Below are 13,709 nucleotides of genomic sequence, written 5' to 3' on the forward strand. Positions count from 1 at the left end.
TGGGCGCTAGCCCACGGTTTCCGCCCCATCAGCCGTTTGGGCGCTAGCCCACGGTTTCCGCCCCATCAGCCGTTTGGGCGCTAGCCCACGGTTCCCGCCTCATCAGCCGTTTGGGCGCTAGCCCACGGTTTCCGCATCTTGGCCACTCGTGCTGGATCCGCCACGGCAGGTGTCGTGTCGCCCCTCCGGGGCTTTTCGTTGTTTGGAGGCTGCGGACCGGCCGTGACACCGCCGGCAAGGGCTGTGTCGCCCTTCGGGCTGAGTTTGTGGTGGGGATGGGAAGAAAGTGGTGGATTGAAATGAGAGTGCAGGTTTGAGTATTGCTCTCAGAACGTCGGCATTAATGTTTCGGTCGATCCCTACCACAACACTCTCCCGCACAGCGGGAGAGTAATGCCGAGAAAAAGGTCGCGACGTGCCTCGGCGTCAGCTGCCGCCGGCGGAGCCCCGCAGCCAGCTGCGCAGCCGGCTGCTGCTTCGGCGTCGCCAGATGAAGCCGTCCAGGACATAGTGGGTGATCTGCGGCACGGCCAACAGCGCCACCAACACGCCTTCCAACGCTCCCGGATCCCACTGCGTGCCGAACAACCAGGATCGTTCGTGCCAGACGCCGCCGTCCCAGAGCAGTTCCTCTGCGTAGGCCAGAATCCATACCACTGCCAGAAAACGCACGATGGTGGGTACCGAAGACGCCTGTCGCTGGCCATCTCGCTGCCATCGATACCAGTACACCAGCACCATGTACGGGACGCCGTGGATGATCACATTGGTCACCGTGAAGGCGTAGTCGGAATCGAAGGTGATGATTCCGATGTACCAGCACAACGCGGTGGTGGCGACGACGATGTCTTTGCCGGGATTGGGCCGTTTTAAATACCACGTGCGGTACAGCGACCGGACCGCATAGGCCGCCAGCGCCGTCCAGTACAACGGCCCCAGCACGTCGACCAGATCGACCGGCAGGGAAGCAAAGTCGCCGTCGCGGAACCACCAGAACCGCCGTGGCAGGTGCGTGTGCCAATAGACCAACGGATAAACGGTCGCCAAATAGATCGCGCCGGCATCGATCCACCATCCCAGCCGGCCTCGTTCGTCGGCGCGCGATCGATACAAGGCCACCCAGCCGTACTGTTGGCGAATGAAATGGAACACGGCCAGATACGCCAGCAGCCGCCAGAACAGACTGACCGATTCGGTGTACACCGCCCAGCCGACGGCCCAGGCCAACAGCGGTGTCAACCCATACAGCCAAGGACGACGGCTGCGTTCCATGCGGTCGAAGTAAACGCGAAACCCCGTGGCGTACACGTGGGCCACATCGATCAAGAGAATTGCGAACACCCAGGTCCACTCGGGCGTATCGGATTCCAGCAATCCCAGCGGCGCCCCGATCGCCAGCAGTCCCAGGGCCAGCGCGGCGCTACCTAGAAAAGTCAGCAGATCGATGCGGGCCGAAAACAGCCACGGCAGCGACGACGACTTCGCTTCGGATTCAACAATCGTGGGGGACAAACGTCAGCATCGATTCAAAGGGGTGTCCACGCGCGGCCAACACTTCTTCGGCCGCTCTTATACCGTGATAAAACGCTTCTTCCATCAACGCAACGCCGCTGAGGTCGGTATTGGCAAAGTGGACGCGTCCCAGAGCCTGCGCCGCGGCCCTCCGTTGTCGGCTCCAGACAAACCCGGCCCGAGGCTGCACCATGGCGTGTCCCCAGCGCATCACGTCCAAGCGTTCAATCTGCCCGGCGATATTTGGATGCGGAAGTTGGAGGTCGGTCACCGTCAGGGCGGCCAAATCCTGCCAGTCGGCCGCCAACATGCGGCGGCGAGCAACCGGGCCCGGCAGACTGGCCAGCGGATAGTACCAGGACAGCACGGTCGAGCCGTGGTCGCGACCGGTCTGGTGCGCGGCGTTGACGTATCCCAACGAGCGACTTCCGTAGATCACATTGTCCCAGCACATCGGAAAACCCGGCTCCGGCGGTCGCTTTCGCAGGTGCACGTTGCTGACGATCCAGCTGCCGTAGCGAAAGTCCGCGGACCGCTGGCGGTCGAAGCCATCGATGACGTGCGGCGCGGCGAACTGGGGCCCGGCGTACACGACCTGCTCGGCTTGCCAGTGCGCGGCGGTACGGTCGGTCGTGTGCAGCGCTCGCACCTCCGCCCCGCCGGAGCGGCTCTGCGTGATCCCGTGCACAGCCCACCCGGTGTGTACGGCCGGACCGGCTCGATCGGTTAAGTGCTGGACGATCCGACCGTTTCCCTCGGGCCAGGTTATCACCGCCTGGGAAGGTTGGCCGGGCAACCGAATACGGGAGACAAAATAAAACAGCCCGGCCCAGGCGCTGGTGTCTTCGACGCTTAACCCGTAATCGTCGCGGCAGGCGTAATCGACCAACCAGCGAAGACGCGGGGAACGATACGCGTGCTTGCGCAACCAGTCGCCCATGGTCATGCGGTCCAGGGCCAGAAACCGCGGGTCGCGGCTGCTGTGGGCCAGCGGAATCGCGAAGGCCCTCCGGCCGTCCTCACCGTGGCGGCCCGCCCAAGAGTCCATGTGTTGGCGAAAGCGTTCCAGTTCGGCCAGATCCTGGTCGGCGGCACCGAGGGCCGGATACAGTCCTTCCTGCCAGCGTCCCTCGACGAACACGCGTTCCTGCGGATCGCGGCACAGCTGCGTTTCGGCGACGACCGGCTGGCCATCGGCCCGGCGGCCGACCACGACCTGCATCTCTTCCAGCAAGTGGATCAGGGCCGCGTTCTCTTGCATCGGCACCGGCACGTAGTGAGCGCCCCAGGGATAGGCTTGCCGGCCCTGGCGACCGGCCCGCGAGGTGCCGCCCGGCTGGGATTCCAGTTCCAGCAGAATAAAGTCATCAAAGCCCGCGCGCCGCAGTCGCCAGGCGGTACTCAGGCCGGCGATCCCGCCGCCAACGATAACGACGGCGGCACGCCGGGCCCGGCCGCCGGAACGCGTCGCATCCAAGCGGCCATCACGGATCCAGTGACCGGCGACCACGTTCGGCGACAGCAGCGTTCCGGCCGGTGGCAGATCGCGCGGCGCGCAACCCGGGACCAGCCCCGCAGTGGTGCCCAGCGTCGCCGCGATCCACGCGCGTCGGCTACAGGCCATCGGCCGCGCTCCATTCCTGTTCGTAGTAGCGGACCAGGATCTGGTTGTTCAGCTGATTCAGCTCGGTGGGCACCGGGGCGATATCCGAGGGCAGGTGGAACATCGCCCGTAATCCTTCGGTGGTCAGAAACCGCAGCGGCCCCTCCAGTTCCGCCAGCTGCGACGGCACGCGCTGGTCGGGCTGGACCGTCGCGTAGGCAAACCCCCACACGCCGAACGTCGGCACCGATACGCTGTAGGGCTGGGGCTCGAACCCCGAAGCTCGCATCGTTTTCAGGATGCACCAGTAGGATTTCGGTGCCACCAGCGGCGAGGTGCACTGGATACTCAAGCGGCTCTCGTCAGTCATCCGCGTGCGCAGCTGGCGGAAGAAGGCCGTGGTGTAGAGCTTGCCGACAGAGAACGTGCCGGGATCGGGAAAATCGATCACCACCGTGTCGAAACGTCGCGGGGTTTCGCCGATCCAGACAAAGGCGTCTCGATTGATCACCTGCACTCGCGGGTCTCGCAGCGCGTCCTCGTTCAGTTCGACCAGTGGCGGAAAATTCATGGCCAGGTCCGTCATGGCCGGATCGATGTCCACCAGCGTCACCGAACGCACCGACGGATACTTCAGTACCTCGCGGACGGCCAAGGCATCGCCGCCGCCCAAGACCAGGACGTGCTGTGGCGGCGGACCGGTCGACAGGGCCGGATGCACCAGGGCCTCGTGGTAACGGTACTCGTCGGCCGAATTGAATTGCAGGTGTCCGTTTAGATGCAGCTGGAATCCGCGGCTGCTTTTGGTAACCACGATCCGCTGAAATCGCGACTGCTCGGTGAATACGATCGGCTGTGCCAACATCCGCTCCTCGGCGATCGTGGTCAGGGTGTCGGCTTTGATCATGCCCACCGCCAGGATCCCGACGGTCAACATGGCTCGACCCCGCAGCGCCGCCAGCCCTCGATCTTTAAGGATGGGCCGCAGCAGGTAGGTGCCCCACAGGGCTACCAACGCATTGAGGATCCCGAACAGCAGCGAGGTGCGCATCAGTCCCAGCTGTGGTACCAGCAGGATCGGAAACATCAGCGAAGCCAGCAACGCGCCGATGTAGTCGAAGGTCAGCACCCGCGAAACCAGCTCGCTGAAATCCAGGTGTTCCTTCAGGATGCGCATCAACAGCGGCAATTCCAGTCCGACCAGCACGCCGATCAAAAAGACGACCGAGAACAGGGCTGTTTGAAACCATTCGATCCAAGCGAAGACCAGGAACAGAAACGGGGCGGACAGTCCGCCCAGTAGGGCCAGAGCGAGTTCGACTTCGATGAACGTCCGGGCCAGAGCGGTTTCGACGTATCGCGACAGCCACGCACCCACGCCCAACGCCGACAGGTACACGCCGATCACCAGCGAGAACTGTGTGACCGAATCGCCCAGCAGATAACTGGCCAGCGTCCCTGCCAGCAGTTCGTAGATCAAACCGCAGGTCGCGATGACCAACACATTCAAGTACAGCAACAGCAGCGGGGCACGGTTCATCGACGACACTTCTTCTACCCGCGACGGGTTAACCGAGGATCGCGGCGGCGATGATGATCGAAATCCCGATCACCACGCCCGCGATGATCGTGCCCAACGCCTGATTGTGATCCTCGCCGATCTCTTTGACGATCGAAAACGGCGTCAGTCGATCCATCACGAACAGGCACACGCCAAAGACCAGGATTCCGACGATGGAAAACACGACCGCCGCCAGCAGGTGAGCCGCTAGGATGCTGATCGTTCCGGGGGCTTCCACCTCGACCGGCACCTGGGGCGAAGGCACTTGAGCAAGCGTCTCCGCAGCACGTAATTTTAATGTTTCAAATGACACTATTTACCACCTCCCCAGGATCCGCCGTAGGATCGCCCGTAGGACGAACCGCTGGAAGAACCATCTAAAAATCCAAGGTTCGGGGCTCGCCATGCTCGCGCAGCCGCCACGGAAAACCAGATACACACACACAGACAAAACACGGCGTAGCCGATCAACATTTCTCGCTTCATCACGTCCTCCTTCGTTCTTCCCTGTTCTTGCCAGCGTCCATCCGCGGGGGCACACCGCGGAACTCAATCGTCCGAGGCGTAGGGATTGTAGTCGCTGTCGCGCCAACGCTGGCGTTCGAAGTAATGCAGGTAAAACAACACGCCCGCCGGCGGCAACGAGACAAACAACATGCCGTAAAACATCAGCCAGGGATCGCTGCCAGTATTCGATGCCGAGGTGCGAAACGCCACATGCATCACCACCAAAAAGGCGATCGTCGCGATCCAACAACCGTAGAAACGAAGATCGATCTTGGGCTTGGGTTGGATCGGACCGATGCCCCAACCACGCGGCACATTGGTCAACGAGAACGCTTCTTGGATCTCTTCGGGAGAAACGTAGGTCGCCAGCGAGACGTTGGATTCCTCGGATTGCCCGGTCTTGGAACGCTCGAAGGATAACATCTGCGGCGGGGCGATGTAGTCGGCCGTCCGCGCGGTCTCGCCAACCGACACTCGCCAGTAAAACTCGCCCAGCACGTAACGGACGTACGCCGTGCCGCGGTCGTAGATCCGAAAGCGTTTGCCCTGATGTACCACCGAGTGCAAGCCTACGCTGCCTTGGTAGTTCGTGGGTTCGACGAACGCCCAGTGCCCCTGGTTGCAGACCAACCAGCGAAACCCCAGTTCCTGGTTGTGCAGCAGGTACTCGGTCCAGGGATACGTGTTGCCGGCGTACTTGGCAAAGCGTTCCATGAACCCGATCACGGTGTACGAGGTGCCGTTCAGGGTGCCCGTCGTGCCGATCGGGATCACCGGCACCACCTTCTTGGTTTTCAGGGTCTGAAACAGCGACAGACTGCCATCGTCGACGTTCAGCAGGGATGTGCAGTTGGGACAGACGATGCGTTCGCTGTCGTCGGGAGCCCGCAGCACGAGCGGGCCGGCGCACTTGGGACAGTTCAACTGCAACGCGGCCACCGGGATGCTGCCCGAATCGACCGCCGCCGGCTCCAGTTCCAGCCCCAGATCGGCCAACAGGATCTCGTCGCCGACGTAGGCTTTCGTCTCCGGGCCGTACTCCAGCGTGGCGAACTGGCCGCTGGTGCCGGTCAGATCCACGAATCGGTGTTCGCCACCGGGCTGGAACCGCCAGGGGATCTCGCCTTCGGCCGCCGCGGCGACGGCGGTTCCCTTTTCCCGCACCCAGAACGAGCTGCTGCCCAGCATGACGGTCGACTCAACCTGCACCGCATCGAAATCCGGCACCTCGACCGAATGCGACAGATGCCGCTGGAACATCAGGTAGAACTTGCCCTGGGCTTCGGTCAACCAGCCCCAGCGATTGCCCGGCAGGGCCAGGTACCATTCGTCCCACACGCCTCCGGCGGGATGCTGATAACGCACGCGGCCGGAAATGAAAAAGGAATTATCGCGATAACGTCCGGTCAGCCCCAGTTTCAAGCCGCTGTTGGTTTCGCCGACGTCGGCAACCTTGCCGTAGTCTTCGATCTTTTTGTCGGCGCGTCCCACCGCGGTTTGGCAGAAGTCGCAGATGGTCACCAGCGAACTGGCGGTGTTAAACTCCACCGGGCCGCCGCAACTGGGACAGTTCGTCGTGCGATGCTTCATGATCCATCCGCCCCGGCAGGGTCGACGTGCGGGGCATCGGCTACAGCGACGGCCGGATCCGTCATCGTGCATCCCCGGACCAACGAACGAACCACCACTTGGTCGGCGTCCAGCAGCGCCGCCAACCGCGCGCCCCACGGCCACTCGGGCCGGCTGCGACAACAGTACAGGTTGAACGTCGCCGTACCGTATTCCGGATAGGTGTGCACGGTCAGATGCGACTCCGTCAACAAGTACATCGCCGTGACGCCGCCGGGACCGGCAAAGGCGTGCGCCTGCGGCGTTCCCACCACGACCAATCCCAGGTCCTCGATCACCTGGTCGCAGAGGGCCCGCAGCAGGTCGAGATTGCACAGCGACCCTGGGTCACATCCGCCGGCGTCAATAATCCATTCCGTACCGGTCGCTGGCACCCGCGAAGACGGCAGAGGGCTGGCAGCGGCGGAGACGCGAGGCTGTGTCATCGCGATAAAAACAATCGGCCTGAGGCAGAGAGAGTCGGAAGCGGGAGAGCGGCCGGGTCAGCCGAGAGAGTTCACGAGGGGACAAGACGTCCGGACGGGACAAGACGTCAGGACGGGGCGAGACGTCAGGAGCGGACAATTCATCAAGAGGGCACGGGTGGCGGGGGCGGGGGCGAACCGCCAAACAGCGAAGCCAACTGAGGCACTTGACTGGCCGCGACCCAGCCCGACATGCCGGTCGTCCACACCATCGACTGCGGGTTCAATTCGCCGCTGCCGGCGCCGCTGCTCATCTGCTGCATCGTAAACGGGCCGCGGGTTTGGCCATCGACGGCGACGTACCAGGTTTGCGCCGACGGGGGCGGCGGCGGGGTCGCTCCGGCCGGCGCTGCGGCAGCGCCGCCCTGCCCCATCATCTGATTCGCCATGGCAAAGCCCATTCCCAGGCCCATGCCTTCGGAAGCGCCACCGCCGGATGGGTTTTCGGCCGCGGCGGTCATCGCCTGGCCCATCTGGTATTGCTGGAAGCGGTTCATGTCGCCGATCACGCCCATGCTGGTGCGGGTGTCGAGGGCTTTCTCGACCGCTTCGGGCAACGAGATATTGACGACCACCAACTGCGGGCAATCCAGGCCGTACTCGTCGTCGATCTGTTCGACCACAGCCGCGCGGACCTCCGCGGCAATCTCCTGGTACTTCGACGCCAGATCCAAAGCCGCGATCTGCAGCTTGCCCAGCACATCGGAGAAGGCCGAAGTGATCATCGCCCGCAGCAGATTGGTGATCTCGTCGGACTGGAAATCCCCGTCGGTACCCACGATCTCACGCAACAGCGCCTTGGGCTCGACCGCTTTCAGGGCGTACGTCCCGAAGGCGCGGATGCGGATCGGTCCGAATTCGGGATCCCGCAGCATGATCGGATTGGGCGTGCCCCATTTCAGGTCCGTGATCTGCCGCGTACTGACAAAGTACACCTCGGCCTTGAACGGGCTTTCAAAGCCATACTTCCATCCCCGCAGGGTGGACATGATGGGCATGTTCTCGGTGGACAACTGGTAGTGTCCCGGCGGATACACGTCGGCGATCTCGCCATTGTGAACCAGGATCGCTTCCTGCCCGGGGCGCACGATCAACTGTGCACCGTTTTTGATCTCGTTGTTGTAGCGGGGGAACCGCCACACCAGGGTGTGATTCGAATCATCGATCCACTCGATGATATCGATCAATTCGCCACGTAGTTTGTCGAACAATCCCATAGAAAAAACGCCAAGCGTGCGGAACGAAAAGCATCGGATGACCGACGGGCATGATAGGGCACCGGAGCCGCGTCCGCAATCTTTCCCAGTGTCGCCTTTCGCTCCGCGAAAGTAGCCAGTGTCGCCTTTCGCTCCGCGAAAGTAGCCAGTGTCGCCTTTCGCTCCGCGAAAGTAGCCAGGCCCATCACTACTTTCGCGGAGCGAAAGGCGACACTGCTTCCTCGGAGCGAAAGACTGCCCGGTCGTTTGATTTGACAGCTCCCGGCGGTGAGGTACGGTTACACACTGCGTTGTTTGACATCGCAGGGGCATCCCTGGCCTGTGCACCCGATCTTTGGAGACTGCGATGTTGGCGCTGTTCGCTTTTCTGGCAGGCCTGTTGGTCTACGCGGGGTTCCGCGTCGTCCTGACCGGCTTCTATGTCGTCCGTCCCGACCAACGCGCGGTGCTGACCTCGTTCGGACGCGCCGAACGGCTGGCCGATGCCGCGGCTCCCGAGGAGAACGACCCGACGCTTACCAGCGATGAACGCGAGCGGTATCGCTATCCCAAAGTGCGTGTGATCCGGCCCGGCGGTCCCTATTTCAAATGGCCCTGGCAAAAGGTTCACAAGGTCAGCGTGGCGACCCAAGCGGTCGATCTGGTCTGGGATCCGACCAAGGCTCAAACCACGATCGAAGCGGTCACCAAGGACAACCTCACCACCGGCGTCAACGGTCAACTGCGGTTCCGGATCAGCGAAGGCAACCTATACGCCTACTTCTTTGGCGTCTCCAGTCCGCTGGAGCACGTGATGGGATACTTTGTGTCGATCCTGCGAGAACGCATCGCCACCTTCACCGACCCCAACAGCAGCCTGGTGGCCAGCGGCGAGGAGGAAGGCGAAATGTCCGAGACGGCCGTCGAGTTGTCCGAAGGCGTATCGATCAACGACCTGCGGAAAAACCTGCCCGCCCTGAACGCTTACATGGAACAGCAGTGCGCCTCGACGCCTGGCCGCTACGGCGTCGAACTCGATGCCGCCCTGATCACCAATATCGACCCACCGCCCGAAGTCGATCGAGCGCTGTCGGCGATCAACAGCACCCGCAATCAGGTGGCCGCCGATATCAGTACGGCTCGAGCCGATTCCGAACAGCAGATCACGATGAGCAAGCGAGCGGTCGAGATCGCGGCGAACAATGCTCAGGCCGAAGTCGCTCCGCTGCGTGAATTGTCCACGACCTTGGCGGGAATCAAACGCGAAGGCGGGGCCGCCGCGTTGGGAGCGTATATCCGCAACATGCGAGTCCCCCTGCTGGCCCGCGCCGGACGCATCATGCAAACCGCTCACCGCACCCCGGAGGCCCAGTCATGAACCCGATCTTTGAAATTGCAATTCCTTTTGTGCTGGGACTGTTCACCGTCGGCATCCTGATGGGCCTGGGGCGCATGTTCGGCCTGTACGCGATCGTCGGCGAATGCGAGGCGCAGGTCTTTACGCTGTTCGGCAAGGTGATCGGCACGCTGGACGAACCCGGCCTGCAGTTCCCGGTCGCCCAGTTCGGCATGCAGGCCTTGCTGGTGCCGATGTTTGGCCGCCGCAATCGTGTCAGCACCGCGCTGCGGCAGCACTACCTGCGCGGCCAGATGGTCAACTCCGAAGAAGGGACGCCCATGGGAGTGGGGATATGGTACGAGATGCAGGTCCACAACCCCGTCGATTACCTGTTCGTCAACTCCAACCCCGAAGGGTCGCTGCAAGCCAATGTGGCCAGCAGTACCATCTCCACGCTCAGCAATCTGGAGATGGACAAAATGCTGGAGGACCGCCACAGCCTCAGCCGTTCGGTGCGCCGCACGGTCTCGCCGCTGTGCGAGAAATGGGGCTACCGCCTGGGGTCGGTCTACATTCGCAAAGTCCACTTCACCGACCAACAGATGGTCGACAACATCACCGACAAGGTCGTCAAGCGATTGGTGCAGGTCACCAGTGCGATGAAACAAGACGGCGAGAACCGCGTGGGCTTGATCCGCAGCGAAACGGCCAACAAGGTGTCGCAAAAAATGGCCGAAGCCAAAGCCACCCGTCCGGCCGTTGTGGGCGAGGCACTCAATGCGATCGCCAAAGACGATCCGGAAATCCTCGAAGCGGTGATGGAAGTGATGGAGACCGAGAAGTTGCTCGAATCGGGCGCTTCGATCGACATCGTCCCCGAAGGGATGAGCGTCATCACCCAGTTGTAGGAGTGTCGCCTTTCGCTCCGTCGAAAGTTATTCAGAATCAGCTACTTTCGCGGCGCGAAAGCAGTGTCGCCTTTCGCTCCGCGAAAGTTACTCAGGACCAGCTACTTTCGCTCCGCGAAAGCAGTGTCGCCTTTCGCTCCGCGAAAGTTACTCAGGATCAGCTACTTTCGCGGAGCGAAAGGCGACACTCAGGACCAGCTACTTTCGCGGAGCGAAAGGCGACTCTAGGGCCAGTGTTGCTGGATCTTCTCGCGCAGGAACGCGGCGCTGCGCTCGAGTTGTTCGATACCGTCGACGCCGTCTTCGATGCTGATCCAACCGTCGAATCCCACGCGCCGCAGCTCGCTGAAGATGGCGTCGTAATCGTTCAATCCCTGGCCGATCTCGCCGTGGCGAAGCCGCCGTGCGTAGCCCTGCGAGCCGTCTTCCTCGCGGCGCAGGTCTTCCAGCGTTCCCTCGATCAGGTACCGGTCGCTGGCATGCATCGTGACCACGCGTTGCGATACCGCCCGCAGCAGTTCCAGCGGATCGTCGCCCGCCAAAAACGCGTTGCTGGGATCGTAGTTGACCCCGAAGTTGGGATGGTCGATGGCGTCGACCAAGCGGCAAAACACGTCCATCTGCTGAGCAAACTCGGGGTACTGCCAGAAGTCGTCCTTGTAGTGATTCTCCAGAATCAAGGTCACGCCGAGGGTTTGAGCAAACGGCAGGCAGGCTTCGATGCAGCCGGCGGCCAGCTCCAGACCCCGCTCGATCGACAGCTCCGGTCGCCGCTGGCCGCTCAGCACGCGGCAGTAACTTCCTCCCAAGACGTGCGTCATTTCGATCCAATGTCGCTGCTGCTGGATCTGTCGCTCACGCTCGTCCGCGTCGGGGTGCGTGAAATCGGGCGAACAGCACAGCATCGGAATCGTCATCCCGCGTCGCTCGACCTCGTCCCGCAGCACCGGCCAGTTCGCCGCGTCGGCCAGTTCCAGAAATCCGGCGTAAAACTCCAGCCCCGCAACATCCAGGGTTTCCGCCAGATCGAACCACTCGGACAACCGCATCGTGCCGTCTTTGCACAGCGCTTGCATGTAGGCTTTGGGAAAGGCGGCAAGCTGTGGCACGGGGTGGCTCCGAAAACATGGTGAAGAACAAAGCAAGGTGACGAGTAAACGCCGGGCATCGGTGGGTAAGATGCTACAGCGGTTTTAGACGGATTTCGCGGTAATGAGCCTCCATCGGGGCGCCGGAATGAACCTGTACGGCGATGATTCCTGTCTGCGGGATGCTTTCGTCGCTCTCGGTATAGTCGACCGTTTGCACGCCGTTGATCCACAGTTGGATGCGTGCACCTGTGCAGCGGATTCGGTAATCGTTCCAATCATTCTCGCGGATCGGATCGTTGCGTTTTTCCGCCGGCGGCCCGGCCAGGATTTTACGGCGACGCGATTCGTCGTACAGGCATCCGTACCAGCCGGGTCCGAGGTCCGCTTGGTAGCCGACGACCTCGTGATCGCCGGGGATCTCTCGGGTGCGGAACTGAACGCCGGCGTTGGGGTTGCGGCCGAGCAGTTTGAATTGCAGACGCAGTTCGAAATCGCCGTACTGCCGATCGGTTCGCAGGAATTCGTTGCGAGGAATCGACCGATCCAGCGAGCCGGCGACGATCGCGCCGTCTTCGATGCGGAACCATTCTCGATTACCGTGCCAGCCAGCGAACGACTGGCCGTCGAAGATCGGTTCGAAGTCCGACTCATCGGCGTTCTTGTCTTGGGCATGCAGGGCCGCGTCTGAAGGCTGCGCCGTTTGGGCCAGCACCAGCGGGTTGACCATCCCCATGGCTGCACAGGTGGTGAACATCGCGGTAAAACGCAAAAACATGTTGGGCTTCCCTGTGGGGCAAACGAAAAGGCCTTATGATAGCCAAGTCGCATTGCTGCTTCACCCTTCCCCCCGAAATCGCGTTCAGGAACCTTGATGAGCGAGCCTTGGCTGCAAAGCGGACGGAAACGTCCGGAAGTGGTGATCATGGGCGTGCCGGGACGCGAACATGTCCGGCAGGAACTGGAGCGGCTGCGACCGGCGATCGCCGCACGCGCCGACATCGCGGCAATCGATCTGGAGTTCGCCTACGACTTCACCGGCAAGGATCACGACCTGGTGATCGTGCTGGGCGGCGATGGTTCGATCCTGCAGGCCGCTCGGCAGATGAGCGAGAACCAGATTCCGGTGCTGGGGGTCAACTGCGGCCGCCTGGGATTTCTGGCCGCGCTTTCTCCGAACAAGTTTTTGGACGTCTGGCCGGAGGTGTGCTGCGGCGGTTTCGAAATTGTCGATCACCTGATGCTGCGAGCTTCGCTGCTCCGCGACGGTCAGGTGCTGGGCACCCACCTGGGGCTGAACGAGGCGGCGATTCTGGGCGGCCCGCCCTACCGGATCATGGGCATCGATATGTACGTCGATGGGCTGCTGGCCACGACGTATCAGTGCGACGGGCTGATCATCAGCACTCCGGTCGGCTCCACCGCACACAATCTTTCCGCCGGCGGCCCGATCCTGCACAAGACCTTGGACGCGTTCGTGATTTCGCCGATCAGCCCTCATACGTTGACCTATCGGCCCGTGGTGGATTCGGCCGAACGGACTTTCGAATTGACCGTCACCAATCCCAATGAATCCACCAGCATCGTTGTGGACGGGCGAGTCCTGGGCACGATCGAAGCCGGCGACCGCGTACAGGTTCGCCGCGCAAAACCCGTCTTCAAAATGCTGCACGTTCCCGGTCAGAACGACTACCGCACCCTGCGGGAAAAACTGGGCTGGGGCGGCAACACGCTGCCCAAGAAATAACCCAGGGCGCTAAACGCGCCCAAGTCGCAGCGCCCCCTCATCCCCGGCCCCGCTGCCTCGAATCCTGATTCGCTTAGGCTCGCCAGCTCGCTTTGGCGCGTCAGGATTCGGGGAAGAGGGGAGGAAACGATTTCGACGAAAGCATCCTATCTGTC

Annotated in this window: 12 protein-coding genes; 3 read left to right on the forward strand and 9 right to left on the reverse strand. The window is 62.2% G+C overall.

The genetic code is table 11. From position 1 onward, the window contains the following. Positions 1-426: 426 nt before the first annotated feature. The 7 genes from GE027_RS07045 to GE027_RS07075 form a co-directional block, all read right to left on the reverse strand. Positions 427-1,512, reverse strand: a complete 1,086-nt coding sequence (locus tag GE027_RS07045) for a hypothetical protein (RefSeq protein WP_153556487.1) — start codon at positions 1,510-1,512, stop codon at positions 427-429. Continuing rightward, a complete protein-coding gene (locus GE027_RS07050; RefSeq protein ID WP_153556488.1) occupies positions 1,493-3,136 on the reverse strand; it encodes a flavin monoamine oxidase family protein in 1,644 nt (547 codons plus the stop codon). Before GE027_RS07050 ends, GE027_RS07045 begins: the two co-directional genes overlap by 20 nt. Next, entirely contained in the window at positions 3,126-4,655 is a 1,530-nt protein-coding gene (locus GE027_RS07055; protein ID WP_153556489.1) for a polyamine aminopropyltransferase, read from the reverse strand. Before GE027_RS07055 ends, GE027_RS07050 begins: the two co-directional genes overlap by 11 nt. A 28-nt stretch (positions 4,656-4,683) precedes the next feature. Continuing rightward, complete coding sequence (locus GE027_RS07060; RefSeq protein WP_237607359.1) at positions 4,684-4,989, reverse strand: DUF350 domain-containing protein; 306 nt, start codon at positions 4,987-4,989, stop codon at positions 4,684-4,686. A gap of 236 nt (positions 4,990-5,225) precedes the next feature. Continuing rightward, positions 5,226-6,773 (reverse strand): DUF4178 domain-containing protein, encoded by a 1,548-nt coding sequence (locus GE027_RS07065; RefSeq protein ID WP_162006610.1) that lies wholly within the window; start codon positions 6,771-6,773, stop codon positions 5,226-5,228. Further along, positions 6,770-7,237: an S-adenosylmethionine decarboxylase family protein gene (locus tag GE027_RS07070; RefSeq protein WP_153556491.1), complete on the reverse strand. Its 468-nt coding sequence runs from the start codon at positions 7,235-7,237 to the stop codon at positions 6,770-6,772. The genes GE027_RS07065 and GE027_RS07070 overlap by 4 nt, the downstream gene beginning before the upstream one ends. A gap of 143 nt (positions 7,238-7,380) precedes the next feature. After that, positions 7,381-8,493: an SPFH domain-containing protein gene (locus GE027_RS07075; RefSeq protein WP_153556492.1), complete on the reverse strand. Its 1,113-nt coding sequence runs from the start codon at positions 8,491-8,493 to the stop codon at positions 7,381-7,383. A gap of 346 nt (positions 8,494-8,839) precedes the next feature. Here GE027_RS07075 and GE027_RS07080 point away from each other — a divergent pair, with 346 nt between their 5' ends. Further along, positions 8,840-9,850, forward strand: coding sequence for an SPFH domain-containing protein (locus GE027_RS07080; RefSeq protein WP_153556493.1), 1,011 nt, complete (start codon positions 8,840-8,842; stop codon positions 9,848-9,850). Further along, entirely contained in the window at positions 9,847-10,719 is an 873-nt protein-coding gene (locus GE027_RS07085) for an SPFH domain-containing protein (protein WP_153556494.1), read from the forward strand. The genes GE027_RS07080 and GE027_RS07085 overlap by 4 nt, the downstream gene beginning before the upstream one ends. A gap of 224 nt (positions 10,720-10,943) precedes the next feature. Here GE027_RS07085 and GE027_RS07090 read toward each other — a convergent pair whose 3' ends face one another. Beyond that, on the reverse strand, positions 10,944-11,828 hold the full coding sequence (locus GE027_RS07090) for a sugar phosphate isomerase/epimerase family protein (RefSeq protein WP_153556495.1): 885 nt from the start codon (positions 11,826-11,828) through the stop codon (positions 10,944-10,946). Between the two features lie 73 nt (positions 11,829-11,901). Beyond that, complete coding sequence (locus tag GE027_RS07095; protein WP_237607360.1) at positions 11,902-12,585, reverse strand: 3-keto-disaccharide hydrolase; 684 nt, start codon at positions 12,583-12,585, stop codon at positions 11,902-11,904. Between the two features lie 96 nt (positions 12,586-12,681). Here GE027_RS07095 and GE027_RS07100 point away from each other — a divergent pair, with 96 nt between their 5' ends. Further along, positions 12,682-13,554 carry an NAD(+)/NADH kinase gene (locus GE027_RS07100; protein ID WP_153556496.1) on the forward strand — a complete coding sequence of 291 codons (873 nt, stop codon included), beginning with the start codon at positions 12,682-12,684 and terminating at the stop codon, positions 13,552-13,554. Positions 13,555-13,709 lie beyond the last annotated feature (155 nt).

This window comes from Roseimaritima sediminicola (assembly GCF_009618275.1).
Classification (GTDB): Bacteria; Planctomycetota; Planctomycetia; order Pirellulales; family Pirellulaceae; genus Roseimaritima; species Roseimaritima sediminicola.

Coding starts and splice junctions, on each gene's coding strand:
- GE027_RS07065 (WP_162006610.1), bottom strand. CDS start 6,773: ATGAAGCATCGCACGACGAACTGTCCCAGTTGCGGCGGCCCGGTGGAG.
- GE027_RS07075 (WP_153556492.1), bottom strand. CDS start 8,493: ATGGGATTGTTCGACAAACTACGTGGCGAATTGATCGATATCATCGAG.
- GE027_RS07100 (WP_153556496.1), top strand. CDS start 12,682: ATGAGCGAGCCTTGGCTGCAAAGCGGACGGAAACGTCCGGAAGTGGTG.
- GE027_RS07055 (WP_153556489.1), bottom strand. CDS start 4,655: ATGAACCGTGCCCCGCTGCTGTTGCTGTACTTGAATGTGTTGGTCATC.
- GE027_RS07095 (WP_237607360.1), bottom strand. CDS start 12,585: ATGTTTTTGCGTTTTACCGCGATGTTCACCACCTGTGCAGCCATGGGG.
- GE027_RS07085 (WP_153556494.1), top strand. CDS start 9,847: ATGAACCCGATCTTTGAAATTGCAATTCCTTTTGTGCTGGGACTGTTC.
- GE027_RS07050 (WP_153556488.1), bottom strand. CDS start 3,136: ATGGCCTGTAGCCGACGCGCGTGGATCGCGGCGACGCTGGGCACCACT.
- GE027_RS07070 (WP_153556491.1), bottom strand. CDS start 7,237: ATGACACAGCCTCGCGTCTCCGCCGCTGCCAGCCCTCTGCCGTCTTCG.
- GE027_RS07080 (WP_153556493.1), top strand. CDS start 8,840: ATGTTGGCGCTGTTCGCTTTTCTGGCAGGCCTGTTGGTCTACGCGGGG.